This is a genomic window from Kitasatospora sp. GAS1066B, assembly GCF_041262605.1.
Lineage (GTDB): Bacteria > Actinomycetota > Actinomycetes > Streptomycetales > Streptomycetaceae > Kitasatospora.
The window spans coordinates 94539-120464 of record NZ_JBGCCO010000016.1; the positions used below are offsets into that span (position 1 = coordinate 94539).

Sequence of the window (25926 nt, forward strand, 5' to 3'; positions counted from 1 at the left end):
GGCGCTGCTCGCGCGGATCGATCACGACCTTGCGGCACACCCGTGCCCGTCGCCCGCCGCCCCAGTGACCGCAACGGCACCAGCGCCTACGGCAGCGAAAGTGGCCGCACCGCCCTCGAAGCCCGCCCAGCCATCAGCGCCGGCCTCACCGTCGTCCATCGCTGATCCGGCCCCCTCCGCCGATGCGTCGGCGCCGGCAGCCCCTTTGGAACAGCCTTCGGCGCCGGCCTCATCCTCGGCGGCGCCCGCGCCAACCGCGCCATCGCCAGGGCCGGCCGAACAGCTGTCACCGATCCCGGCGCCGGCCGTTCCCTCGCTCGAGGCCGGCGCCCTCGCCTCACTCGATCCCGGTGCCGCTCCCTCAGCGGAGGCCATTGCTGGCCCCGACGCTCCAGCGGAGCAGGTCATCGCCTCGGCGAACCCCTCGGTGGCCGCGCAGAGCCCGCTGCCATCGGCAGCGCCTACTACAGCTCCCGCGGTACCGCCCGCGGCGGTGCCCTCCGCAGCCCCGACCGCTGTGCCCCCCTCTCCCCCCGTCCCCCCCACTATGCCGACAGCACCGTCCACTTCGGCCACCACAGCGAACCCTCAGCCCATGCCCGGCGGGAGCAAGGCCACCAACGGCAGCGTCCTTGCGCGACCGGCACGGCCCCTGGTCTCCTTCGACCGGGCGGTGGTGATGCGCCGCGCGGAGGACTGGGTCCGCGAACAGGTCCCCTACAGCCAGACCAAGTGGTGGACCGACGCCAACGGCACCTACCGCCAGGACTGCTCCGGCTACGTGTCCATGGCCTGGGGACTCGATCCCGCGGCGAACGACTGGACCGGCTCCCTGCCGACCGTCGCGTACAAGATCCCCAACTCGTGGCTGCAGCCGGGCGACATCCTGCTGTCCAAGGAGCACGTGGTCCTCTTTGCAGGATGGGCCGATCCGCTGCGCCGCACGTTCAACCTCTTCGAAGAGGCCCACACCGGTACCACGGCACGCTACGTCACGGGCGCCTCACTGCAGGATTTCAGCGACGGCGGCTTCCTGGCATACCGCTACGAGGGCGCCTCGGCCGTGTTGCTGCCGTACTCGCCCTTCACTTCGGGCACGGCCGCTGGGACGGCGCCGACCATGGCGCCGTTCGGCACCCCGCCTCCCATGATGTTCCCCCTCACCCCTACGCCTCCCGCAACGTCCCCCCTCGCGGCTAAGCCTGCCGCACCGGGAACTTCACTCCTCCCGTCCAGCCCGCCGAAGACGCCCTTCGCGCGTCCCCAGAGCGCCGTCGAGCAGAAGCCGGAGTATGCGGCTGCGCAGCTGGTGCGCGACGACGTTGCGAACAAGCCCGGCGACGACCGATCGGAGTTGGACACCGCCCTGCTCCTGGCGGTGGCCGCGCTCTGCGGCGGAAACGCCTACCGGGTTCTCGCCGGCAGAGCGCGTCGAGGCACCGGGTCGGCGAATCGTCGGTGATTTCGGGGGATGCCCCGATTACCGTGCCCCCTGCGGTTGCCAGACTTTTGGCCACGATGGAGCCACCATAGGGGCGGTCGCGCGCGGAGCCATGACACATCCCCTCCCACTACTCCGGGGAGGGGCCCCGCACAGCCGCTCCCGCCTTCGAAGCTGGCCGGTGCGTGCTCGTCACGGTGCCGAATTGCCCAGGGCCGGGCCCGCCTTGGAATCGGGAGCACCCTGGGCAAGCGTGCCGGAGGTTCGACAGGCTGTGCGCTGCGTCGCGGCCGCAGGGGACCTCGTCGGCGTGGGTTTCCTGCACCGGTGAGCGTATTCGACGGCGCCCTGGCGTCACGATCTGGAAAGCACGTCATGTCATGGAATGAACAGCAGAGGCGGCGGGAGCTCCGGGAGCTCGAGGAGCGCCGCGTGACGCAGCATCGGCTGGAGCAGCAGCGAGAGCGGGAACAGCTCCACCAGCACGAGTTGAGAAGACGCGAGCACGAGGAACTTCAAAGGGAGGGAGCTCGCAGGCGCCACGAGGAGGCAGCGCGCCAGGAGACAGCTCGCCTGGAGGCGCAACGCGATCAGGAGGAGCGCTTTCGCCTGAGCGAGGAGCGGACACGACGGCGCCACGGCGGGTATGACGGCGAGCGCGGGTACGGCTACTACGGCGACACCTATGACGGGAGCGAGGGCTACGGCTACCCGGACGATGGCTACGGCGGTGGGTATTCGGGCATGGGGGCCTGGGCCTACCGGCAGATGCGGGAGCAACGCCACGCCGAACAGCCGGAGTTGTTCAGGCAGGAGCAGCACAAGCAGGAGCTGTTCCGGCAGGAACAATGGGAGCAGCAGCAGCTCCTGGAGCAGGAGGAGCGGCTACAGCGGTTCTTGAACGCCCAGAGCCAGGAGGGCGGCCTGAGCGAGGAGTGGGAGCGCAGAGCCACCCAGTTGCAGCGGGAGATCTCTCAGCGGCAGGCGCAGCTGGACCAGGACGCCGCCCTGCCCGGCGCCTCGTCTGAGCGCAGCTATGACGGATATCTGCTCGAAGCGGTGCCGCAGTTCGCCGCACCTCCGGACCCCCTGGGCCTGCCGGATCCCAATCAGTTCACCCCCGTGCCCCTCGTGGTGGACATCGAGCGCGCGCCGCAGATGCTCTCCACGGACCGGAGGTCCGCGCCGCAGGACTCGCAGAATACGGCGGAGAACTGGAACCAGGAAGAGCAGCTCAGGATCCAGAGGGCCGCGGCCGGGCTGGACGTCCTGGACGAAGAGGACCGCCGGCAGCACGATATCGGGCGCCGCAGGTCGCCCGACAGAAGAGTGAGCGAGGCGGAGGCGGAGAGCAGGAAGGCCGAGCAGATGGCCGCCGAGGCCGAAAGCGCCCAGCGGGAGGAGGCCGCGCGTGCCCGGCGGGAGGAACTGGAGGAGTCCGTACGCCAGCAGCGCCTGGCGGAGACATTCTGGGGCGAGGCGGCGCAGAAGATCGGGCAGAAGAAGGAGGCCGTGCGCCTGGCCGAGCAGGAGGCCGCCGCCAGGGATCTGGATCGGCAGGAGAAGGAGATGTGGCTGAAGGAGAACGCTCTGCGGGAGGAGGCCGAGCAGATCCGCGCGAACCTGCAACGCCAGCTCGCCGACCTCGAGAACGAACTCCGTCTGCTGCTCAACGCGCTCGAACTGGAGCGGCCGGGCTCCGACATGCACGGCAAACTCGAGCAGAAGGTGCATGAGCGGGAAGAGGCCAGAGGCGTCCTCGAAAGTGAACTCGAGCAGTGGAGCCGCCCGATTCCCGACAGGCAGTCCCTGGAACTCCAACTGATGGGCGGGCAGTCCCAGGACGACACCCGGGCCTCGGCCGGCACCGGAGCCCCCGACGCCGACTGACCGCGACAGAAGGGCAAGCCTGTGGAACCGTTTCTCATCCCGTTCATCGTTTTGCTCGTGGTGGCGGTCGGCGTGCTGTTCAGGGCAATCCGCGTGGTTCCGCAGGCGAGTGCGGTGATCGTGGAGCGGTTCGGCCGATACACCCGCACGCTGAACGCGGGCCTGCACCTTCTCACGCCGTTCATGGACAACGTCCGCAACCGGATCGACCTGCGTGAGCAGGTGGTGCCGTTCCCACCGCAGCCGGTGATCACCCAGGACAACCTGGTGGTGAACATCGACACCGTCATCTACTACCAGGTGACCGACGCCCGAGCGGCCACCTACGAGGTGGCCAGTTTCATCCAGGCCATCGAGCAGCTCACGGTCACCACGTTGCGCAACATCATCGGCTCGATGGACCTGGAGTTCACCCTGACTTCCCGTGAGGTGATCAACGCGGGGCTGCGCGGGGTGCTGGACGAGGCCACCGGCAAGTGGGGGATCCGGGTCAACCGGGTCGAGCTGAAGGCGATCGATCCGCCGACCTCCATCCAGGACTCGATGGAGAAGCAGATGCGTGCCGAGCGGGACAAGCGCGCGGCCGTGCTCACCGCCGAGGGCCAGCGGCAGGCGGCGATCCTGCGCGCCGAGGGTGAGAAGCAGGCCGCGGTGCTCAGTGCCGAAGGTGAGGCGCAGGCCGCGGTGCTCAAGGCCGATGGTGAGGCGGCGGCGATCCGCACCGTCTTCGAGGCGATCCACGACGGCGAGGTGGACCAGAAGTTGCTCGCCTACCAGTACCTGCAGACGCTGCCGCAGCTGGCCCAGGGCGACGCCAACAAGCTCTGGATCATCCCCAATGAGGTGGGTGATGCGCTCAGGGGCATCGGCGCCGCCTTCGGCACGATGGCCGACGCCCCCCCGCCCGCCGCCCGGCTGCCGGTGTCGGGCGGCAGCCCGCCCGACACACCAAGTGGTGACCATCGCGCCATCGAGCCCGAGCCCGAGCCCGAGCCCGAGCCCGAGTGAGAGCGTGAGGCCGTGGCCTGTCTTCCTCACGCGCAGTTCGGCAACACCGTGCCCTCCTCCATGGCCCAGTCGAGAGCGCACAACTGATCCAGAGTCAGAGGAACATTGACTGCGTCGACATCCTCTTCGAGGTGGTCGACGCGTGTGGTCCCCGGGATCGGCACGATGTCCTCGCCCTGGGCCAGCAGCCAGGCCAGGGCCAGTTGAACAGGCGTGCACCCCGCGTTCTGGGCCGCGCTGCTCACCCGGGTGGCGAGCCGCAGGTTGAGTTCCAGGTTCGCCGCGCGCAGCCGGCCATCCTCGTCCCGGCTGCCGCCTGCGGCCAGCTCCTGCCAGTTGGTGACCGCCCCAGTGAGGACGCCACGCCCCAGCGGTGAGTGCGCCACGATGCCTACGCCCAGTTCCCGGGCCGCTGACATCACCTCCAGCACCGATCGCTGCTCCCACAGGGAGAACTCGCTCTGCACAGCAGCGATCGGATGGACGGCGCAGGCGGTGCGCAGCCCTGCCGCAGTGGCCTGCGACAAGCCCAGGTGGCGGACCTTGCCCTGGGTGACCAGCTCGGCCATGGCGTGGACGATGTCCTCGATGAAGGCGCCGTGGGGTTCGTGGTAGTAGAACAGGTCGATGGCTTCCACGTTGAGCCGGCGCAGACTCGCCTCGCACGCGAGCCGCGGATGTGTCATCACGAGGCCGAGCGCCGGTGAACCGCCAGGCCGAAAGCTGAACTTGGTCGTGATCACCGCTTGATCGCGCCGGTCGGCCACCGCCTTGCCGATCAGTTTCTCGTTGTGGCCCGCCCCGTAGCCCTCGGAGGTGTCCAGCAGGTTGATGCCCAGCTCCAGGGCGCGCTGGATGGTCGCGATCGACTCCTGCTCATCGCGGCGCCCGTCCTGGCTCGACATCCCCATGCAACCCAGCCCGAGGGCGGAGACCTCAGGGCCGCCCAGGCCCAGCCGGCGTGTCTTCATCGCGGACATGTCTTCACTCCTTTTTCCAATCAGAGAGGGGGACTGCGCGGAGACCGTCGGCCACCCTGAAGCGCAAGTCGTGTCGAAACCGATGCGATCGGGGTGAGAAGGCTGGCGGGTGCTCGTCTCTCGGTTGAAGAGGCCCTGCGGCGGCCCTCATGACGTCCGGTGCCACGCCTTGGGCGGCAAGGCCGGCCGCTGGTACTTCGATCGAACGACAACGCGCCGACATGCGGACCAACGGGCATCAGGCCCGGGGGGCAGGGCCGTCAGAAAGCGTGAGGGCGGCGCCCTCCGGATGCCACAGACACAGTGGGGTCCGAATACGAATGGAGCAGTCATGAAGACGATTCTCAGGACCGTGGCACTGTCGGCGGGTGCGGCGGGCATGTTCGTGTTTGCCGGCGCCGGCCTCGCGGCCGCCGACGCGCAGGCCGACGGGCTGGCGTCGAACTCGCCCGGCATCCTCTCCGGCAACGTGATCCAGGTGCCCATCCACCTTCCGATCAACGCGTGCGGCAACTCGGTCGACATCATCGGCTTGCTCAACCCGGCCCTCGGTAACACCTGTGTCAACGGCGCCGCCGCGTCCTGAGGGAGCCGTGGGCACAGGTCGTCTTCCCCAAAGCGCCGATCACGGGCTTTCGGCTGTCGACCGCCTCCTGCTTGCCCCTGTCGTCCCCGGCCGGGTTCCCCTGGACGAACTAAGCCCTGCCCCGCAGCGTCATCGGCCGGCACCGGAGCGCTCTTCTTCCTATGGAGGGCCCGCAACCGGTCAGTGCAAGACACCCGGGGACGCCTCTGTGACAGGTCCTTGCGCTCGCGAACCGTCGGCTCCGCTCAGGAAGTTCCGGCAGGCATGATCTCGCCCTGAAAACGGTGATTCAGACCGGAGCTGCCTTGGCTTCACAACGGCAGCCGCAGACAGGTGAGAATCAGAATTTCCGAGCGCACACGTGCAATGAAAAGAAAAGGAAGGCGCAAATGTCCAAGCTGATCAAGCGGGGCTTGCTGGGCCTGGCAACGACTGCCATGGCTGCCTCGGCGGTCGTCGCCGGCTCCGGGAACGCCATGGCTTCCAACGGGGACTGGGGTTTCTCCTACACGGGAAACTTCCAGGCGGCTCACGGCGTCACCGGCGTAGACCCCGCCCATGGCGCAACGCTGAACTGCCTCACGCAGCCTGGCTGCACCTACACCCCCGGCATGACCTTCGTCGCCACCGCGGTCACGGGAGGCACGTTCGCACTGCCCGGAGGTAGCGCTCCCTTCCAGGTGGTCGACGCCTTGGGGAACTTCGGAGCGGTGGCGGGAACCTGTGTCGGCACCACCGTAGTCACCTGCACCGTGTCCTCGACGGGAAACGCTCCGGTCAACGGCGGACTTCGCATCAACGCCAACTACACCCTCACCGTGCCGACCTACGTCCCCATCGGAGCGGTGGCAGTCGACTACACCTGGCACGACCCCTCGGGCATGGCCCAGAACAACGACAGCAACGACCACTTCTACACCTACGTGGCGCCCTGACCCGCACTCGCAGTACAGAGCGGATGATTCCCGCAGCTCCACCCGGCCCGCCCCCACGCTCCGGCTCGACGGTACTTGACGACACCTGGCACGACCCCTCGGGGACGGCCCAGAACGTCGAGAGCAACGACCACATCTCCAGCTGAATGGCGAACCGGCCGGTCAATAGTGCACAGCGGCACCGGTACTGCCGGACGGCCCAGGGTTAAGGCCCTGAGCCGTCCGGCAGTTCGCATGTGCGGGGCCTGGCGGGCGGTGGCCGGGACTCCTCGCTCCGGCGGATAGCGGCGCGACGCGACCTGGGCGGTGGGTTCCGGCCGTAGTCGGGTGTCCGGTTCGATGCGGTGGCGTTGCCGCGAACGGGCTCGGTGGTGTGCGAGCGGCGGCGGACAGGGGGGCTGTGCTCCCGGGTGGGGCCGCACGGTTCTCGTGGGGCCCCACCCGCACAGAGGCCGCGAGCCAGGAAGCCTCAAAGCCAGCCGTTTGGCATGCACAAACCATGCCCAGTTGCTGTAGGCCCGGGCTGCGCGCCGAGGGCGGAGGTGCCATTGTCTCCACCGGCACCGTCCGACCGTTCGGTTGCCCCCGACGACAAAGGAGTAGCCATGGGTCGCTTCGTCTCACTGCCGGCTGCCGCAACCGCTCTGGCCGCCGTGGCCTGCACGGTCGCACTGGCCGGACCCCAGGCGCAGGCCGCCGCCCCCTCAGCGGGCCAGTCCGCGCCCTCGGTCCTGGTCATGACCGTGACGGAGGGCGCCTGGAACCCGCAGGCCCCGGTCGATCGCGCGGTCGACCTGCGCTGCGCCCCGGTCCCCGGAGGTGACCACCCGGCAGCTGCGGCCAGCTGCGCCAGTCTGCGCGTCACCGACGGTTCGATCAGCGCCCAGCCCACCCTCCAGACCTTCTGCGCCGATACCTACCAGCCGGTGACCGTCACGGCCCAGGGGATCTGGCAGGGGCAGCCGATCTCCTACCTGCACACCTTCCCCAACCGCTGCATGCTGCACCGTGCCACCGGCGAACTGTTCGACTTCTGACCGCCGCTCCACCCCCATGTGCCTTGCGATGATCTCCCGGCGATGAGCGGGCCAGGCTGGGCCGGCCGAGCACGCGACCCGTGCCGGCAGTGCCCGCAGGACGGTCACACCCCCTGTCCTGCCAGACTCAGTCAGCTGGGGCGCCGAGCCTCACCGGCCCAGGCGCCCGCGCGGTCGCCAGAGCTCAATTGACACACGGGATTCCGCCCATCGTGACCGGTGGGCCCTGCATGGCAGGCATCGAGGCCGACGAAGGCGCGCCAGGGTCGTCCTCGACACCGGCGGGCGGGCTGTAGTTGCTCCCGAGAGTGACCACGATGTGCCCGGCCACCACCCGCGAGGAGGGCTCGGCGGCGGCCCCGTAGCGGGCGGCGATGTCCTTGGCGCCCTCCTGCGCGCCGGAACCGTAGGCCACGGTGGTCCTCGAGCGCGGGCTAGCGGTGCCGACCCGCCCGCCTTGGTAGCCCGCCGCCACCAGGGCTTGGGACTCCCGCGAGGCGGCCCCGGCAACAGCGGAGGCGTTGTAGACGTCCACTGTGTCCGAGGTGGTGCGGGTGATGGGCGCGGTGGTCGGCGCAGCCGTGGGGGAGGCGCCGACCACCGGCGCGGAAGCGGGGGCACGGCCGAAGAGCCCGCGCACGATCTCCTGGACCTGAGCGGTGTCAACGGTGTTGACGTCCTCCTTGCCGATGGTGGCAAAGCCGGTGATCGGCAAGGTGTTGAACTCGACGTTACCGCCGGTCAGGTCACTCGCCCGCAGGGCGAAGTCCAGGACGTCCCACCGGTTGTCGATGACCACGTCCTTCTTCATGACGCCGAGCAGCGACTGCATCCTGTTCAGATCGTTGAAGACACCCTCGTGCTTGAGCTTGTCCTCGACCGAGGCGAGGAACGCCTGCTGGCGGTGGGTTCGATCCAGGTCGCCGTCGGCGAGGTTGTGCCGCTGGCGGACGAAGGCGAGCGCCTGGGAAGCGTTGAGGGTGTTGAGGCCGGCGTGGCCCAAGAAGCCGGAGCCCTGACCCTGCACGGCCGGGTCACTGGTGGCATGGTTCAGGCAGACCTGGATGGGGCCAAGGGCCTTGGCGATGTCGTAGAAGCCGAGCAGGTTGACCTCGGCGAAGTGGTCGATCGGGATCCCGAGAAAGTTCTGCACAGTGGCCAGCGTCGCCTCCCGGCCCGCCTCCCGGCTCTGTTGCTCCAGCTGTCCCTGGTCCAGGCCTGTGTCGGCGAGCCGGTCCTCGGCGGCAGCCTTGGCGTAGCCGTAGGCCTCCTTGATCTTGTGCTTCCTGCCGTCGGCACCGTAGGTCCGGACGTAGTCGTCGCGCGGAATGGACAGCGCGCTGACCTTGCCGCCGCCTGCCGGGATGTGCAGCACGATCAGGGTGTTGGTGTTGTACCCGCCTACCTCACTGCTGGCGCCGGCGTGCAGCTCGTCCTGGACGAACTGCGGCGGCAGATCATTGCCGTCCATGTCCTTGCGGCTGTCCAGGCCGATCAGCAGCACGTTCACCGAACTGTCCAGAGGCATCGCCGTGCTGCTGCGGGCGTGGTCCAGGGCGTTGGAGGTGCTCAGCCCGGCGGCCAGCGAATGGTATTCGTACCAGCCTAAGCCGCTGGTGGCGAGCACCGCCAGACCGCTGCCGCAGGCGAGCAGGCGCCCGGCGGCGGCCAGCACCCCCAGGCGCACGCCACGCTCAGCCACGGCGCCTCCTTCTGCCGTGCGCCAGCCGCACGACCACGACTGCCGCGGCGCAGGTGAGCGCCATCACCATCACGGGAAATCCGGTGACGCTCCATCGCAGCGCACTGACGGCTAGTGCCTTGGAGTTCTGGTACCCGGCGGGATCGCTGAGCGCGGTGCCGAGGGCCGACGCGGCCAGTACGACGGTTGGCGTCACCGGCAGGACCCACCACCAGTCCGAGCGGTTGGCCATGGCAGCCGCACAGGCCGCACCGAGGGCGGTGGAGAAGGTGAAGGCCATGCCCAGCCCCGGGCCGGTCGCCTCGTCGACGCACACGCCGATCAGCGGCAGCCCGAGTAATAACAGGGCGACTGTGGCGGCGTGGCGCCGGGATCCGGCCGGCGGGTGTCGCTGGTGCGGCCCGCGGCCACTGCCGCCCGGTGCCTGCTGGCCCTCGGATCCCTCAACTCCCGCACGCGCGGGGGGAACAGTCCGGTCCCGCCACATTTCAAGCTCCTCGTCGGGCGCGAACGCCCACTGCTGCTCTGCCATGCGCTTGCCTCACAGGTCGGCCGGAAAGGGTCCGGAGATCTCGGGTCCGGCGGTCCGCTCGACGGGGCTGTCCCCACAGCCACGAAGATGGGTGCGGACGTCAACAGATCCCGGGTGAACGCAATTTAGCAATTATACGTGGGATTGCAATGACCGGTCGACCCTCGGCGACGCTGATGCGGAAAATGCAATGGCGTGGGAGCAGCTGGAATTGCCGCTTTCCTCTGCCGTCTTCGGGAAGGCGAGGCCGGGATGGAGATCTATTGCGGGTCGAGGACGATCCACACCTGGCCGGGGTGGAACCTCATGGCCCCGCCCTGGTAGGTGAAGGTGGTGCCGCTGCCGGCGTCGGTGCGCGACCAGGACCCTTGGTAGGCCTTCCCATCGCGCAGGAACACCGCATCGCCGCTGCCGATGGTCGGCGCGTACGGCGAGGGGACTCCGGGGGAGTCCATGAATCCTCTGGGAGATGTCGTCTCCGCTACCTTCTGGATCACGATCGTCGCAGCTCCGATCGGCCCCTCGTCCGTGGTGTCGGCGGGCGTGCCGTCCATCGCCACCAGGTACTTGCCCTGCTCGGCGGACCACGTGAAGGTGAAGGAGGCGGAGGGCATCGTTGCCGTGTAGGAATCCGTCGGGTCGCCGCCGTCGGGTGCGTCGCCGAACCGGAAGCCCACGTCCTGCGCGGGGGCCGAGCCGGGAAAATCACGCAGGATGTCCGAGGGCGTGGTGTATAGGTTGGAGGGCGGTGCGTTGGACGTTCCTCGGAAGAAGGAGCCGTCCTGGTCCGGGGAGCAGTTGAACACGTTGGCGTCGGCCAGCACCGGCAGGAACTTGCTCAGCGCACCCGAGTACACGAAGTCGACCTTCCCGTACTGCTGGAGGATCGGCAGGTCGCTCTCCCGGGCGCTGCGTACGGGGCCGATAGCGTCGCTTTGGGGCAGGTGGTTCGAGTCGTAGATCGCCAGGAATCGGGACAGGCCCCCCTCGACCTCGATCGCGTAGACCACGTCTGCGGAGTTCACCCCGGTCTGGGGCCGCGCGGTGACGATGTTGTCGATCTTGACGGCGAGGATGCGACCCGCGGCGCCGGGAAGGCCGGTCAGCGGCGAGATGGGACCCTGGGGCCCCCGTGCTGGGGAGGCGACGGACGACGGAGTCGTATGCGCTGTCGGCCTGGGTGGGGAAGGCACCGGCGTGGGGGATGTGGGCGCCGTAGTCGGAGTTGGGGGAGTGGGGGTGGCGGGCGGACGAGATGTGGCTGGTGGCCGCCTGGTCGTTGCAGGCGCCGGCACTTGTATGGAGGCGGGGCTGGGCCTGGCCGAGGCTAAGGGGGCGAAGAGCCCGGCGTTGGCCGCTGTTGCGGCAAGGAGTCCGGCGAGGGCGCATGAGGGGATGGCGACAGCGGCCACCTTGGCGGTCGGCGAGGAAGCCCTCCACCGCGCGCGTAATCGTTCAACTGGTCGCATGGACACGAGAATTCCTCCGCATCTGCTCGGGTCTTCCTGCTGGCAGTGTCCCAGAGACAGTTGGATCCTGCGGAGCCCCAGGCATCAAGCCCCAAGCTCGACGGCCGCGGTGGGAAGGTTCACGCCCAGTACCTGGGGCCGGAAGCAGACACCTCTGCTCGCCCCGTGAAGCGCCGCAGGAGCGGCAGGGACATTCCCCCATTCGGTGGATGCTCTCGCTGAAGCGCCCCGCGGGGCCCTGAGTGTGAGGTCGTGGGTCAGTGTGGGTGGGGAGTGCAGGTCGCATGGTTGCCCGTACTTCTACGGACGCGGCGCTCGCGTGGCCAGAGCGAGCATGGGTGCGAGGTGAGGCGGTGGCCTTCGGTGTCGGCCACCCTTGGCCCTTGGCAGGGGGCGATGCACACTGGCGAGTCCTTGGGTGGTGACATCGCAGGTGGATGGCTCAGGGCCGGGCTCATCTTGGCGGCGGCCGGGCGGGGCTTCTGGCCGCCGCGCCGCCCTCCTGCCAACGGTGCACCGACAGGGAACACCGCCACAGCAGTTGGGCCAACGCCACAACCGCGGCCAAGAGAGCTCACAGGCAAGAGCCGCCTCAGACAAGGACGAGCCGATGATCGAAGCGCGTCAACTGACCAAGCTCTACGGGGACAAGACAGCGGTCGACCACTTGGACTTCACGATCCGCCCGGGCACGGTCACCGGATTTCTTGGCCCCAACGGTGCCGGCAAGTCCACGACCATGCGTCTGATCGTGGGCCTGGACACCCCCACCAGCGGTACCGTCACCGTCAACGGCCGCCGCTACGCCCAGCACACCGCGCCCTTGCAGGAGGTCGGCACGCTGCTGGAAGCCACATCGGTCCATCCCGGACGCTCCGCCTACAACCACCTGATGGCCCAGGCCTACACCCACGGCATCCCGCGCCGGCGGGTGGAGGAGGTCATCGAGCTGACCGGGCTCCAGGCGGTGGCGAGGAAACGCGCCGGTGCCTTCTCCCTTGGCATGGGCCAGCGCCTGGGCATCGCCGCGGCGCTGCTCGGCGATCCGGCCACACTCATGCTCGACGAGCCTGTCAACGGCCTGGATCCCGAAGGTGTCCTGTGGATCCGCAACCTGCTCACCGCCCTGGCGGCCGAAGGCCGCACCATCTTCATCTCCTCGCACCTGATGAGCGAGATGGCCCAGGTCGCCGACCACCTCGTGATCATCGGCAGGGGAAAGCTGCTCGCGGACACCACCGTCCACGACCTGGTCCACCGAGTCGGCGGCGACACTGTGAAGGTCGCCTGCGCCGACCCCGCCCGGCTGCGCGAGCTCCTGGGTCCCGACGTCCAGGTTGCCGCCGGGCCCGGCCCCGAGGACCTGCAGGTGACCGGCGTGTCAGCGCGCTCCATCGGGCTGGCGGCGGCCGCGGCGGGAATCGCCGTGTTCGAGCTCACCACCACCGCGCTTCCCCTGGAGGCGGTGTTCCTGGACCTCACCCGGGAGACCGTCGAGTACCACGGCTCCGTCTCCCTGGGCGAGAGCGCAGTCGAGAGGACCGGAGCATGACTCCCGCTGCCCAAACCCCCGCCCCCCGCGCGACCTTCGCCAGGCCCGCGCGCCCCGTGTACCGCGTGACCGCACGGCGGGTCCTGCGCTCGGAGTGGGCCAAGCTCTGGTCCCTGCGCTCCACCTGGATCACTCTGGGCCTGGCGGCGCTCTTCGTGGTGGCCTTTGGCCTGATCGCATCGTTCCGATACAAAACCATGATCGATTCGGGGCGCGGAGTGGACCTGGAGTTCGCGGACGCCACCGCGGTCAGCCTCTCCGCGTTTGGGACCGCCCCCGGCCTGCTGGCCGTCGGCGTCCTTGGCGTCCTGGTCACCGGGGGCGAATACTCCACCGGCATGATCCGCTCGACACTGACCGCGGTCCCCCGCCGCCTGCCAGTGCTGTGGTCCAAAGTCGCGGTCTACGGCCTGGTCGCCTTCACCGTGGGCACAGGTGCCGTCTTCATCACGTTCGTGTTCGCCAGCGCCATCGTCTCCTCCACCCCCGCAGCGCTTTCGCTCTCCAGCGCCGGCGTCGTGCGCAGCCTGCTGGGAGCAGGGCTCTACCTCGCCCTGGTCGGTGTCATCGGCACCGCGCTGGGGGCACTGCTGCGCTCGATCGCCGGCGGTATCGCCATGCTGGTCGGCGTGATGATGCTGGTGCCGGGACTGGCGCTGCTGCTGCCGACGTCCTGGCACAACGACATCGGACCGTTTCTGCCCAGCAACGCCGGAGCGTCGATGTTCGCTGTGGACCGCCAACCGCACACCCTGTCACCTGGGATCGGCCTCGCCGTGATCGTCGGTTGGACCGCGCTGGTGCTGGCCGCGGCCGCCTACCGGCTGGTGCGAAGCGATGCCTGACCAGGAGCGCTCACCCGTGGCCGTGGGCTTGTGAGGCCAGCACATGGACGTCCACGGAGCCCAGCAGCAGGGCCTGGGCGACTTCGGTGAGCCCCCGGCCGGTTTCGTGGGCGTGCCGTCGGATCCCAGAGAAGGCCTCATCCATATCCAGGCCGCCGGCCTCGGCCAGCATCCCTTTCGCCCGTTCGATCGCCGACCTGCTCTGCAGGGCCCGGGTGATGCGCTCTGCGACGGTGCGACGTCCCGGTGCCTGGTCCTGAAGCACCGCCAGGATCGCCAGGTCGGCAAAGATCTGAGCTGCGCTCAGGGCGTCAGGGGTAGGGGAGAGGGGAGCGCTGCTGAACAGGCTCAGGACGCCGACCGTCGCCTGCCGCACGCGAAGTGGCAGTGCCCGCACGGATGTGTAGCCGGCCAGCCGGGCATGCGGCGCGAATCGGGGCCAGCGCGTGCCGGCGCCGGTGAGATCAGTCTCGCCCACCGCCCGGCCCTCGCGCACACACTCCACGCAAGGCCCTTCATTCCAGCTGAGTTGTGCACTTCCGAGCTGCCGCACGCCCTCGTCCGAATAGGCGAGGTCGCGCAGCGAGCCTCGCGAGTCGGCGATCACCAGGCCGGCACCGTCTGCCACGCCGAGGATGATGCAGTACTCGGTGATCCGGTGCAGCAGATCGGCCAGGTCGTAGTCCCCGATCAGCGATTCGGTAAGGCTCGCGTACGCCTCGTTCAGCTCTGCCTGGCCGCGGCTCATGGCACTTCTCCTTGTCCGATGCCCGCAACACCGCGCCGTTCATACCTTAGCTCTCGCGCGCCATCAGTCCTCGCTGAAGCGTAGCCGTCTGGCGATCACGTCACGGGCGACCGCCGTCATCGGCCGACCCTGGGCGAAAGCGTGACCACGGAGCCTGGACAGCGCGACATCGGCCGGGGCGCGCAGTTGCACCATGACCATGCCGATCGCCTGATCCACCTCGATGCCGTCCACGTCGAGTTGCTCGAGCCACGACGGTAGGCGATCCGCAGCGCCCTCGGCACCGACCTCACCATGAAACGAGGCGATCAGCGCCAGCCGGATCGCGTCTAACGCCACACCCACCCGAGTCATCGCCGCCGGCTCAAGGTGCCCAGGACGGGACCGGTAGACCGTCAGCATGCCCAAAGGCAGCTCACCGATCCGCAAGGGGAAGGAGAAGACTCCGCGGACGGGGCCCAGCCCGTGCGCCGTCGACGACAGAACAGGCCACCGCTCCCCCTCCGGCCCGGTCAGATCACCGACTGGCACAGGCTGGCCCGTGGCGAACGCGTCCAGGGCCGGGCCCTCGCCCAAGGTGTGCTGGAGCTCCTCCAGTTCCGCAGCTGTGTTGTCGCTCGCATAGGAGACCGCTCGGTACTTCGGATCCCCCATCAAGGTCATCGCCGCGCCGTGGACCTCCAGGGCCTCGACGCAAGCCAGGCACAGCAGCTGCGGCAGCCTGCTGGAGTCATGGCCCGCCTCCTGCACCGCCTGGGCCATGAGCTGCGCCACTCGGGCCAGATCATGCATGCGATCGCCCCGTCCTACCGCTCGCGGATGCTCTGCCCTGGAGCCGCACGGGGAATGCTAACGCGGCTGACGGCAGGTCACCTACCGTTGCCGCTACGTACGTCGCCCCTGCGGGTCCCAGGGGATCCGTGCCGTCCTGCCGCCGGTGCACTGGTCCACCAGTGCGGGGCGCTCCCGGCGCACCGCTACCTGGTGGGCAGCTGCTGCCCTTCCTCGGACCGGCCCGAAGATCGCCAGCCCGCTTTCGGAATCGGCTCGTTGGATAGAATGTGATCGAGGGAAGGGGCAGCCGTGGCCGATAACGCGCAATCGAGAATGCCTGAGGGCCAAGAGCTGCCGGACAATACCATGCACCCCGCTCAGCCCTGCGGTACCGACGAGGCCTCCACAAGTCGTCGTCTGGCGGAGGCGCTGACCGAGCGTCATCATGTGGCGCGTGCTACTGGCTACCTGGCCGAGTATCTTGGCTCCACGCTCCCCATGGCGCGGGAGGCGCTCAGCCGTGCTGCCGACGCACGCATAACCGAGCCTCGTGAGCTGGCTGAGCTGATTTTGCCGCCGTCGGGTTCTTCGGTGTGCGAGACGACAGCTCTTGATGGCGCCGCCGCACTGCTCCACGTCCTGGACGAGCACATCCGGCAACTCGAGACCGGTCTCGTTGGCCAGGTCACGACGATGGCTTCCAAAGACTGGGCCGTACAGCACCTGGAGCACCTCGACCATTGCGTTGTCCTGCGACGACGTCTGAGCGGCAGCTTTGCCAGGCAGGCGTACACCTGCCTGGCAAAGGTCCTAGGCGATACGGGAGAGGCCGGAAACGAGGCAGGAGGACCGTTTTGGCGCACGCCTCCGGCGGTTCGCACGGGCTGTTCCCGCGCCGACGGCCTCCTGGATGCCGCGCGTCGTGATGTCCTGCGCGCCGTGCGCGCCCAGGATCACCTGTCGGGCCCGACCGCGATCGCCTGTCAGCAGGAGGCCGACGACGAAGTCGAGTTGGAGGAGCTGGCGTGGCAACTGCCCGCGCGGTTACGCGCTTACGGAGACACCGTCCGTGCTGTCCTGCGCGAGCGCTCGGTCCGGTCGGCGCAGCCAGCCACGCGGCACTGCTGACCTCTGCTGAGATACGCGCACCGTTCCACGCCGCACTGGTCCGGCCGCCGTCAACCCGGGGGATCCTCCACTGTGCTGCCGCCCGGCTCGGTTTCGTCCTCGGGCTCCGTGCCGCGCATGCGGCGCATGCTGCGCAGGCTGGCGGCCAGGGACAGCTTGGCGGGAACTGCTTGCCCACGGCTGCTTCGCAGCCGGCGGTGGCGCCGCGCCCAGGACGACCAGTCGCTCGCGTCCGCCAGCGATGCAGCCAACGTCTGGATGACGAGGATGACGATTTCATGGTACCGGTCGGAGCGATGTGGCCGAGTGGTGTTTTTCACGGGTCTGATGCGTGTGCCGAATCCAGGCAAAGGTCCTCCAGTCCATGTGGCGCCCTCGGGCCGGGCGGCTCTTGGAGAATGCGGCCTTCCACCACTGGCTCGACGGTCAGTGGTGGAAGGCCGGCGACTGCTCCGTGGTTGTGGGCGGTGAGGGATGCGGGTGCTTGAGCAGCGTCGAGGTGTGAAGACGCAGATGTTCGACGAGCATCTCGGCAAGGTCGGTCGTGAAGCCATGGCGCACCACGATGCGGCAGATGGGCAGCTCCTCCCGGCCGAGGTGGAGCGGATACGCGGGGATCTGCCAGCCGTTGGCGCGCAGCCTGTCGGTGAGGTCGTAGACGCTGAAGTTCGTGATGTCTTCGCGCAGGGTGAAAGCGACGACGGGAAGGTCGCTCCCGTCGGAGAGCAGTTCGAAGGCGCCCATGGCGTCGATCTCACGGGCGAGGTACCGCGCGACGTCCTGGCAGTTCTGCTGGATCATGCGGTAGCCGTTGTGCCCCAGACGCAGCAGGTTGTAGTACTGCGCGGCGATAGGCGCCCCGGAACGGGAGAAGTTGAGGGTGAAGGTCTCGAGCTCCCCGCCCAGGTAGTTGACCCGGAAGACCAGGTCATCGGGGAGGTGCAGGCTGTCGCGCCAGATCATCCATCCGATGTTGGGATACACCAGGCCGTACTTGTGCCCCGATGTGTTGATCGACCCCACCCGCGGAAGGCGGAAGTCCCATAGGGTGTCGGGCTGCAGGAAGGGGGCGACGAATCCCCCGGACGCCCCGTCCACGTGAATGGGAATGTTGAGCCCGGTCTCCGCCTGCAGCATGTCGAGTCTTGCGGCGATCTCCGCGATGGGGTCGTAGCGGCCGTCCTCGGTGGAGCCCATGACGGCGACGACACCGATGGTGTTGGAATCGCAAGCCTCCGCGACCAGATCAGGGTCCAGAGTGGTGCGGTTGCGGCTCATCGGGATCACACGGTGCTTGACGTCCCAGTAACGGCAGAACTTCGGCCAGCAGACATGGACATTGCCGCCGGTGACGAGATTGGGCCGCTCAACGCCCGGCGCACCGCCGTGCGCCCCCATTCGCTGGCGCCAGCGCCACTTGAGGGCCAGGCCGGCCAGCATGGCTGCCTCACTGGAACCAGCCGTGGAGCAGCCGGTGGCCTCCGGTCGCGCATGCCACAGATGGGCGAGGATGTTCACACAGCGGTGCTCGAGTTCAGTGGTCTGCGGATACTCATCCTTGTCGATCATGTTGCGATCGATGCAATCGGCCATCAGCTCACGGGCCTGTGGTTCCATCCAACTGGTGCAGAACGTGGCCAGGTTCTGGCGAGCGTTGCCGTCCAGGAGCAGTTCGTCACGGATCACCGCCAAGGCGGTGTCGGGCGGCATCGGATGCTGGCCGAGCTGATACCGCGGAACCACGGTGGAGTCCAGGGTCTGCGCGTACAGGGGCCGTACACACAGCTCCTGCTCGACGTCTTCGTCATCGACCTTGCGGTGGAGTACTGACATTTGTGACCTGCCTTCTGAGCGGACCGTGCCGTACGAGAGGGCGGCGCACCATGCACCTCCGGCAGTCCCGGGGCAGATGGGCCTGGGACGCCACACCTTCGATGTCTGAGAAGAAGGGGGAGGACGCTGGTCGTGATGCGGTATCGGCCAGCCTGTTCGAACGAGGCCTAGCAGGCCACGCCGCCACAGGCCGCATCGAACTGGGCGAGTCGGTGGACAGCCACGGACCGACCGCAACGCTGACACTGCTGCGCACACCTGGAGCGCGGCAGAACCTCCCAGTTGGCCGGCGGGCTGACACCAGCGGGCTGACCTCGGCACCTTTCGGCCGCCGAGAGCACACACCCCCCGGCAGGAGACGCAAGGAAGGAGCCCGCGTCACCGGGCCCTATGCTCAACACTCCTGCCCCGGCGTCGTCTGGCGAACCGGACCTTCCTGGGCTGGCACCACGGGCAGGAATGGACCTTCACGGTCATGGGCCACGTGCTGTGAGCCCTCGAGGTCGATCTCACCGTGGGCAGGATTCGGCTCACGGGCCTTGATATCTTCGCTTTCCGCATGTTCAGATCCAGGCTTCTGCTCTTTCGCCCGCGATAGCTCGCTCCTCCCCTCGTTTGCGGGCCGTTCGCCCAGCTGTGGGACATCCAGCGGACGGCCCGTGCCCGTGTACCAGCACATGCCGAATATCTGGCCGAAGCAACGGCCCAACTACCGAAAGCGCTGCGTAGGTTGGCCCGTGAGCTCGTTCCCTGATGCGGTCGGGCGCGACCGGGAGCAGCCAACTGGGGGATCTGGAGCGTCACGTCGTGCAGCCACCGCCCTCCTCAAGGTCAGCCGGTCTCGCCGCTGGCTAGCCCTCCGGCGTTGGACGCATTTGGAGGGTCGTCGGACGCCTTCCGGGCCGTGCCCTTGTGGGCGCTGGGTCGCGGTTCGGAAGGGGTTCGGGGGGCTGCGAGCGGGGCGCCCTCGCGTGCGTGGGTGCCCCGGAGCCACCAGCCGTAGTTCTGATTCGTGGTCCGCGCGAATCCATCGGCACCGCGTGTTGTGAGCGCAGAAACGAGAGGAGAACGGTGGCGAACCCGCGGCCACAACCGGGCGGACAGCGTGGTGCTAGGTACTGGAGGTTCACCGGTGGATGATGGCCTGCGGCCCGATGGCCGTGGTCGCGCGCCACGGCGACCCCCACGAGTACGCGGGGCTCACTTCGCTGCATCGAGCCGACGAATCGTGCTCGGCCCAGGCCGGCACCCTGACGCGCTACCAGTCGTGCCTGGGTTGGCGCTGGCGGCGGGGTACGCGTGGCGCCTGCTGGTCATCAGTCTGTGCGGCTATGTCGCACTTGTGATCCTGGAACGCCTGCAGCTCATCGCGATCGCCCTGTTTCTGGCCCTCGTCGTGACCTCCGTCTTGCGCCCCGCGGCTGAACTCGTGGCGCGGGTGTTGCCTCGCGGGGTGGCGGTGTCGATCACCGTCCTGGGCGCGCTGCTGCTTCTGGTGGGCCTCCTGAGCCTGGTAGGCGAGGCGGTGATGGGCGAATCGGCCACGCTGAAGAGCCAGTTCCACGACGGCCTGATCCATGTCGAGCATTGGCTGGAGGGAACTCCGCTCCACCTCAGGTCGGCCAAGCTCACGAACCTGCAGGGCAGGATCGGGTCCTTCCTGTCCACGCACCGCTCCGCACTCATCAGCACGGCCCTGAACGGGGCAGGCCACCTGGTGGTGGTGGTCGCGGTAGCTGCGCTGGCGCTGTTCTGCTCGATCTTCTTCATCCACTCGGGGGACAGCATGTGGCACTGGCTGCGGCGGCAACTGCCCCGCAGCGCCCGCTCACGATGGGACCGCGCCGGTCACGCGGCTTGGCGTACGTTCGCCGGCTACACCCGCGGGATCGTGATCGTCGCCGCCAGCAACGCAGTCCTGGTCGGCATCGCCCTGGTCGTGCTGCGCGTGCCGCTGGCCCTGCCGCTGACGCTACTGGAGTTCTTCGCCACGCTGGTGCCCCTGGTCGGCTCGCCCATCGCGATGGGCATCGCATCGGTGGTGGCACTGGCGGCCCGCGGTCCTCTCACTGCTCTGGTCATCTTGGTGCTCATCGTGGTCATCGGGCAGGTTGAGGGCCACATCCTGCATCCCTTCGTCATGGGCTGGGCGGTTCGAGTCCATCCCGTGGCGGTGGCCCTCTCGGTCACTGCCGGCGAGATCGTCGCAGGAGTGATCGGCGCCGTCGTGGCTGTGCCGATGGTGGCGGTGGCGTGGTCGGTGATCTGCGACCTGCGCGCTTCGGGGACGAAGCAGCCCGCCGCCTCGGGCACGGACGCGGTGTCGTGAGCCGCGCCGTGCTGCCGGAACGCGCATGCTCCCGCGGCAGCGCACCGGTGGTTGCGCCGGCCGAGCGTTCACCCATTCGAGCTGCTCAACCCGCTCTCCCGCCAGGACCGTGGCTTCCGGCGCTCTTCGCTGGTGCCGGGACCGCCCAAAAGGTGGCTCCCTCGAACCGAGAGGAAAAAGAGATGGCGTCGAGGTCAATGATCCGGAAGTCCCTGCTGGTGGCCTGTGCCGCGGTGACGTTGGTCGCGAGCCCTGCTTGGGCCGCCACACGCTCGCACTCCGATCTCGAAGCGCTCCCTGATGTGGTGACCGCCAAGCCTGGCGGCACCACCACGGTGCACGGGACGGTCGCCAACACCGGGCCTGACAGGACCACGTCGCCGTTCACCGTGACCGTCACCCTGCCGGCGGGCGTCACCGCTGAGGGGCCGTTCTTCCCGACCTCCTGCGTGGTCGGCTTCGCCGGGCACATGGTGCGTTGCCAGTACCCGGCCGGGCTCGGCCTGCACACTGCCACTGCGCTGGTGCCCGTGCGGATCGCTAAGAGCCTCAGGGTCTCGGTAGACCTGGTGGGCTGGGTCACAGTCACGAGCCCCGATGACTCGAATCCGAAGAACAACATGGCCACCGTGACGATCCACGTGCGGCCGTGAGCGCTGCTCAGCCGAAGACCCGGATGTAGTCGACGGAGAACGTGATCGGGCTGTTGCCCTGCGGCGCCGGGTGGTAATGCCCGGCGCTGATCGACAGGTTGAGGATGAGGTAGGCCGACCAGTTCGCCCCCACGCCCTGGCCGTCCGAGAAGACCTTCGCACCGTTGACGTACCAGTCAACTGAGGTGGCGCCGTAGTGGGTGCCGATGGTCACCCACTGGCCCGGCGCCACATCCGCCGGGTCGGAGAGGTAGCGCTGGGCGGGCAGGACGTGGTTGGTCATCTCCAGCAGGCTCGGATTGTCGGGGTGGTATTCGAAGGAGTCGACCTCGTTGTTGCCGTTCTTCCAGGTCCACAGGGCGGGCCAGGCGCCGAGGGCATTAGGCATCTGGACCCGGGTCTCCACATAGTCACCCGTCTTCACCTGGAAGCCTTCTTGGGAACCCTCTGTCGTCAGGAACCCGGTGGTCCAGGCCTGCAGTCCGTTCTCGAGGATGTGTGCGCTGGGCTGGGCAGTGAAGGTCGCCGCCCCGTTGGAGACGCTGACGTTGCTGTCGCTGAGCCAGTCGAGCTTGTCGTCATTCGGGTTGTGGTTGCCGTACTGGTACGCGCTGGTCTTGTCGCCCACCCACCGTGTGCCCCAGGCGATGGGGCCGTTGAACTCGTCGGACCAGATCAGGCTCTGCCCCGGCACGGGCGAGGCCGGGGTGGACGGTGCTGGTGGCTGCGCGGCGGCGACCTGCAGCGTCAGGGATGTCAGGTTGTGCCACTGGCCGGACTGGTCCTGGTAGAAGCCGAACTCGGTGTACGTGCCGGCCGCGAACGCGCGCGCCCCGGTCGTGATCGTTAGACCGGTTGGGCAGATCTGGACCTGGTGGGCCTCGCCAGGGAAGTCGAGATTGTCTCCGAAGGCGTCGCGGACGCCGACCCCAAGAGCCTGCGCGGTGAAGCAGGACGAGGATCTCACTGTCAGTGAGGCCGTACCGGCGACACCCGCGGTCATCGAGACAGGGCTGAGCCTGAGCTCACCCACCGTGGGAGTGCCGCCCACCGGCCAACCGATCAGGGCTGGAACGCCGAGGATCCCTGCAGTGACTGCCGCAACTGCGCGATTAGGGTAGATCATAGTGGCCCCAGGGGAGTAGCAAACTCATCCCGTTCAGTGCACACCGGCGTCCGGGAGGCAGCGTCGTGAGAACCTCGTATCTCGCTGCGGCCGACCCCACTGCCGTCCAGCAACCCACGGACATGCACGCGTGCGCCCGAGCCACGAGCAGCCCCCGCCGTTCGGGTCGTCTCAGCACCGTCCGTCGTCATGACGAATCGCGTCCGCTATCTCATCACATGAGCGTGTTCGTGGCTCGGCGATGGGTACCAGTTTCCGCGGCGCCTAGAAGAGCGGCACGCATTCCTGCCAGGACTCGCATACCCTGGCAGGCCAGCCGGTCAGGGAAAGACAGCACCTTTCCCTGACCGGCTCTCTCGCACCGACGGGTGGTTTCGCCCCCGGGCGGCGCCAGAAAGAGTATGGGCGGGAGCCGAGCGGCGCGTCGCCGAATGAACGGCCAAGCACCACCTCTCCCGCAAGGAAGTCCGAGACATCATCGGTCTCGGCAAACTCCGCTACGTCATCGGGCAGACTTCCGCCCAGCTCCACCGGAGCTGTACTGGAATACTCGGCGTCAGTTCTGGGAAGGTCCCGCATGGGAGGAGTGCGGGGGAGTGTTGTGCTGTTCATACGACGGGATACCGTTTCGCCTCGGCGACTGACCGAGGCCCGGCGATGCGGCTTGTCCAGCCAGTTTGGCCAGTTCGGCTAGGCGCAATTCGTTTTCAGCCGTTATGCCGCCTCGACTTCGGTTGGCTCGATAGTCAAGCATATCCTTCTTCTGTGCCACTGTCCCCAGTTCAGATAGTTGGCTGAACGTGTCCACTCTTCCCCTCCTGTCATTTCTCCATGCTCCGACATCCTGCGCCGTGGGTCCCTTATCGGCGGCGATGCTGGCAGTAGTGTCTTCCCGTCTAAAGTTTGTCAGATCCGCTGTGATCTTACTTTCCTCCACCCGGTGAGACGCTGCGGAGCGGTCGGCTAAAGTCTTTTTGATCTCCGGAAAAGGATCCTTTTGCAATGCCGTCAAGAAGGCATAAGAAAGGCTTCCATCGTCCCCTGCAGTCCTGATTGCCAGCTTGGTGCGCAGGCGGGTGATTCCGCCGCGCTCGGCCGTCTTTTTCGGATTCTTCTCTGCTGCGGCTGTGAGCTTTTCGTATTTTTCGTCGTATTCCTTTATTCGGCTGCTCTTGCTTCCTGGGACTCTGGCCTTCAAGTCGACATGCAGAGAGTTGAATTTCGTTGTCACGTAGTCTGCGGTCGCCTCCACTTCACTGAAGCCGTAGAAAGATTCTTTCGCGATCGGAATCCTGTTGCCCCCCTGGGTCAGATCGCGGTAGTCGGCCTTGCCTTCTATTGGCCTGCTGAAAAGTTGATCTGCGGCCTGTACGACTTTGGAGAGCAGGTTACTGTTCACTGGCACGCCCTGCTCGACGGCGGTTCGGAGGGATGTATTTGCTAGTTGAAGCTTTAAAATTTGCGTTCGCTCGTACTGGTCGCCTTTCAGATTTTCCATGCTTTGTCTGAGGATTTCTCCATCTGGCGCCGGGTACTGCTTCAAGAGTTCCCTGTTTTCTGTGATAAGCTGATCCGGCTTGGGCATTTGAGGCTCCAGGGGTCGGTATGATCGGCGCCTCGGAAGAGAACGCTCCTGAAAGAAGCCTCCGCCCGAAGTGAGAAGCCTGCTTCGGGAACAATGCCGAGACGTGTACTGAGATGGCACTTGTGGGTCTGTGCAGCCAGATCGGTGACGGGCAGGTATGTAGACGCACTGAGTTGGGGCCGTGTTGTGGGGGGTGCCTGCGGGCGCAGATGGTATTGAGTGGGATGGGGTAACGGATAACGGCACTGGGGAACGTGCCGGCGCCGTTGCCGGTTTACAGTCGGGTGGTTGCTGCCGTAATCAGGGCGGAAATGCCGGTCTGAAGGGTCAGACGCATGTGGGGGCGGAAGGCGGGGGAGTGGTTGGGGGGCAGAGCGGCTAGTTTCTCAGCCGTGCTGCGGCCGGGGGCGGCGGCCCACTGTGCTGGGCCGACCATGCCGAGCATCCAGTACGCGGTCCGGATGCCGGGCACTCCGTGGATGTCTGCTCCGGCTTCGCCGAAGAGCGGGAAGTCCTCGGTGGCCAGGGAGGGTGGCCAGAGGGCGACCCGCTCGGTACCAAAGGCGATCTGGTGGGCGCGGCGTACCGCTGTGGTGATGTCCCGCTCGGGAGTGTTCACGCCGGAGAGGGAGAGGGTCCTGATCGAAGGCTCCCGGGGACATCCCGAGGCCTGCGATTCCGCGCGGGCGATGCGCTCCACCGCCGCGACGGCCCGGTCCAGCACATGCTGGGAGAAGCCGCGCACAGTGACCCGCACGGTGGCGTGCTCGGGGATGAGATTGCCCGGGCCCGCGCTTCCCGCCTCCAGCGATCCGACCGTGACGGTCACGTGCTCCCATGGGCTGGTCTCCTGGGACACGATCGTCTGCACGCGCAGGGCTGTGGCGGCTGCGGCTCCTATCGGGTCCACGGCCAGGTGGGGGGTTGCGGCGTGCCCGCCACGGCCGTGGATCACGATCTCCAAGGTCGTGCTCGCGGCAGTCACCGGGCCCTCGGCGTGGGCGACCATTCCGGCGGGCAACGGTGCGGTGTGCTGGGCGAGGACGATCGCGGGCGGTTCGAACCGGTGGTAAAGCCCGTCCTCCAGCATGGCCCGCGCTCCCCGTAGGGTCTCCTCGGCCGGCTGGCCCACCACCAGGACGGTTCCTCGCCACTGCGCGGTGTTCTGGGCCAGGGCGCTGGCGGCGCCGGCCGCGCAGGCCAGGTGGATGTCGTGCCCGCAGGCGTGCATCACCGCCACCGTGGCACCGCCAGGTGCGGTGGCAGTCTTGGTACTGGCGTAGGGCAGGCCGGTCTGCTCCCGGACGGGAAGCGCGTCCAGTTCCGCGCGCAGCATCACCACCGGACCGGGGCCGTTGGACAGCACACCGGCCACGCCGTGGCCGCCGATTCCTGTCTCCACGCGGTAGCCCGCAGCGGTCAGCCAGCGGGCCAGCCGGGCCGCGGTGCGCTCCTCGGCACCGGAGAGTTCGGGGTTGCGGTGCAGGTCCAGGTAGAACTCGGCGGCCTGGCGCAGGATGCTGTCCTGCGGGGGGCCGCCGAATACCGGGGATAAGGACGGGGACATCGGGGACTCCTGATTCTGAGGACGGCGGGCAGGTGCGGCGCAAGCCGCCGGCCGGTGGGTGCAGGGCATCCGACCTGCGGTGTCGGTGAGACGCAGGTGGGTAGCAGGGTAAACGGCCAGCGCTGCGCCGTAGAACTGGTCGGGCAGGCGGAGCACGGCGCCTCCCGAGCGCCGTGCTCCGCCTGACGGGCGGCCGCCGTGGCTGC

The 25926-nt window shown here is 67.9% G+C and carries 22 protein-coding genes; 11 read left to right on the forward strand and 11 right to left on the reverse strand.

Going from position 1 to position 25926, the window contains the following annotated elements; translation table 11 throughout:
* Positions 1 to 595 precede the first annotated feature (595 nt).
* From ABH937_RS19450 to ABH937_RS19460, 3 genes are all read left to right on the forward strand, one after another.
* Positions 596 to 1462, forward strand: a complete 867-nt coding sequence (locus ABH937_RS19450; RefSeq protein ID WP_280691415.1) for a hypothetical protein — start codon at positions 596 to 598, stop codon at positions 1460 to 1462.
* A gap of 306 nt (positions 1463 to 1768) precedes the next feature.
* Entirely contained in the window at positions 1769 to 3331 is a 1563-nt protein-coding gene (locus tag ABH937_RS19455) for a hypothetical protein (protein WP_280691414.1), read from the forward strand.
* A 21-nt stretch (positions 3332 to 3352) separates the two neighbouring features.
* The gene (locus ABH937_RS19460) at positions 3353 to 4339 is read left to right on the forward strand and encodes an SPFH domain-containing protein (protein ID WP_280691413.1); all 987 of its coding nucleotides are present in this window, start codon (positions 3353 to 3355) and stop codon (positions 4337 to 4339) included.
* 26 nt (positions 4340 to 4365) lie between these two features.
* Here the strand turns inward: ABH937_RS19460 and ABH937_RS19465 are convergent, their stop codons facing one another.
* Positions 4366 to 5319 (reverse strand): aldo/keto reductase, encoded by a 954-nt coding sequence (locus ABH937_RS19465; protein WP_280691412.1) that lies wholly within the window; start codon positions 5317 to 5319, stop codon positions 4366 to 4368.
* A gap of 331 nt (positions 5320 to 5650) precedes the next feature.
* Here ABH937_RS19465 and ABH937_RS19470 point away from each other — a divergent pair, with 331 nt between their 5' ends.
* The 3 genes from ABH937_RS19470 to ABH937_RS19480 all read left to right on the forward strand — a co-directional run bounded on the left by ABH937_RS19470 (position 5651) and on the right by ABH937_RS19480 (position 7877).
* Entirely contained in the window at positions 5651 to 5905 is a 255-nt protein-coding gene (locus ABH937_RS19470; protein WP_370146509.1) for a chaplin, read from the forward strand.
* Positions 5906 to 6294: 389 nt separating this feature from the next.
* Positions 6295 to 6840, forward strand: a complete 546-nt coding sequence (locus ABH937_RS19475) for a hypothetical protein (protein ID WP_280691411.1) — start codon at positions 6295 to 6297, stop codon at positions 6838 to 6840.
* Between the two features lie 605 nt (positions 6841 to 7445).
* Positions 7446 to 7877: a subtilase-type protease inhibitor gene (locus tag ABH937_RS19480; protein ID WP_280691410.1), complete on the forward strand. Its 432-nt coding sequence runs from the start codon at positions 7446 to 7448 to the stop codon at positions 7875 to 7877.
* 184 nt (positions 7878 to 8061) lie between these two features.
* Here ABH937_RS19480 and ABH937_RS19485 read toward each other — a convergent pair whose 3' ends face one another.
* The 3 genes from ABH937_RS19485 to ABH937_RS19495 all read right to left on the reverse strand — a co-directional run bounded on the left by ABH937_RS19485 (position 8062) and on the right by ABH937_RS19495 (position 11580).
* A complete protein-coding gene (locus ABH937_RS19485; RefSeq protein ID WP_280691409.1) occupies positions 8062 to 9579 on the reverse strand; it encodes an LCP family protein in 1518 nt (505 codons plus the stop codon).
* Entirely contained in the window at positions 9572 to 10111 is a 540-nt protein-coding gene (locus ABH937_RS19490) for a DUF6542 domain-containing protein (protein WP_370218948.1), read from the reverse strand. Before ABH937_RS19490 ends, ABH937_RS19485 begins: the two co-directional genes overlap by 8 nt.
* 260 nt (positions 10112 to 10371) lie before the next feature.
* On the reverse strand, positions 10372 to 11580 hold the full coding sequence (locus ABH937_RS19495) for a DUF3048 domain-containing protein (RefSeq protein ID WP_370218971.1): 1209 nt from the start codon (positions 11578 to 11580) through the stop codon (positions 10372 to 10374).
* A gap of 610 nt (positions 11581 to 12190) precedes the next feature.
* Between ABH937_RS19495 and ABH937_RS19500 the strand changes: the two genes are divergently transcribed.
* Positions 12191 to 13132, forward strand: a complete 942-nt coding sequence (locus ABH937_RS19500) for an ABC transporter ATP-binding protein (RefSeq protein WP_370218949.1) — start codon at positions 12191 to 12193, stop codon at positions 13130 to 13132.
* Complete coding sequence (locus tag ABH937_RS19505; protein ID WP_280691405.1) at positions 13129 to 13977, forward strand: ABC transporter permease; 849 nt, start codon at positions 13129 to 13131, stop codon at positions 13975 to 13977. The genes ABH937_RS19500 and ABH937_RS19505 overlap by 4 nt, the downstream gene beginning before the upstream one ends.
* Positions 13978 to 13987: 10 nt before the next feature.
* Here ABH937_RS19505 and ABH937_RS19510 read toward each other — a convergent pair whose 3' ends face one another.
* Complete coding sequence (locus ABH937_RS19510; RefSeq protein WP_280691404.1) at positions 13988 to 14725, reverse strand: GAF and ANTAR domain-containing protein; 738 nt, start codon at positions 14723 to 14725, stop codon at positions 13988 to 13990.
* A gap of 63 nt (positions 14726 to 14788) precedes the next feature.
* A complete protein-coding gene (locus ABH937_RS19515; protein ID WP_280691403.1) occupies positions 14789 to 15517 on the reverse strand; it encodes a GAF and ANTAR domain-containing protein in 729 nt (242 codons plus the stop codon).
* Between the two features lie 291 nt (positions 15518 to 15808).
* Here ABH937_RS19515 and ABH937_RS19520 point away from each other — a divergent pair, with 291 nt between their 5' ends.
* Positions 15809 to 16627: a hypothetical protein gene (locus ABH937_RS19520; protein ID WP_280691402.1), complete on the forward strand. Its 819-nt coding sequence runs from the start codon at positions 15809 to 15811 to the stop codon at positions 16625 to 16627.
* 50 nt (positions 16628 to 16677) lie between these two features.
* On the opposite strand, the gene ABH937_RS19525 is transcribed toward ABH937_RS19520, so the two are convergent.
* Positions 16678 to 16947, reverse strand: coding sequence for a hypothetical protein (locus tag ABH937_RS19525; protein WP_370218950.1), 270 nt, complete (start codon positions 16945 to 16947; stop codon positions 16678 to 16680).
* A 106-nt stretch (positions 16948 to 17053) separates the two neighbouring features.
* On the reverse strand, positions 17054 to 18460 hold the full coding sequence (locus ABH937_RS19530; RefSeq protein ID WP_370218951.1) for a glutamate decarboxylase: 1407 nt from the start codon (positions 18458 to 18460) through the stop codon (positions 17054 to 17056).
* A gap of 1267 nt (positions 18461 to 19727) precedes the next feature.
* Here ABH937_RS19530 and ABH937_RS19535 point away from each other — a divergent pair.
* On the forward strand, positions 19728 to 20789 hold the full coding sequence (locus ABH937_RS19535) for an AI-2E family transporter (RefSeq protein WP_348533677.1): 1062 nt from the start codon (positions 19728 to 19730) through the stop codon (positions 20787 to 20789).
* Positions 20790 to 20941: 152 nt separating this feature from the next.
* Positions 20942 to 21442: a hypothetical protein gene (locus ABH937_RS19540; RefSeq protein WP_280691399.1), complete on the forward strand. Its 501-nt coding sequence runs from the start codon at positions 20942 to 20944 to the stop codon at positions 21440 to 21442.
* A 7-nt stretch (positions 21443 to 21449) separates the two neighbouring features.
* On the opposite strand, the gene ABH937_RS19545 is transcribed toward ABH937_RS19540, so the two are convergent.
* From ABH937_RS19545 to ABH937_RS19555, 3 genes are all read right to left on the reverse strand, one after another.
* On the reverse strand, positions 21450 to 22409 hold the full coding sequence (locus tag ABH937_RS19545; protein ID WP_280691398.1) for a family 16 glycosylhydrolase: 960 nt from the start codon (positions 22407 to 22409) through the stop codon (positions 21450 to 21452).
* 715 nt (positions 22410 to 23124) lie between these two features.
* Positions 23125 to 24153, reverse strand: coding sequence for a hypothetical protein (locus ABH937_RS19550; RefSeq protein ID WP_280691397.1), 1029 nt, complete (start codon positions 24151 to 24153; stop codon positions 23125 to 23127).
* Positions 24154 to 24427: 274 nt separating this feature from the next.
* Positions 24428 to 25720 (reverse strand): amidohydrolase, encoded by a 1293-nt coding sequence (locus ABH937_RS19555; protein ID WP_280691396.1) that lies wholly within the window; start codon positions 25718 to 25720, stop codon positions 24428 to 24430.
* Positions 25721 to 25926 lie beyond the last annotated feature (206 nt).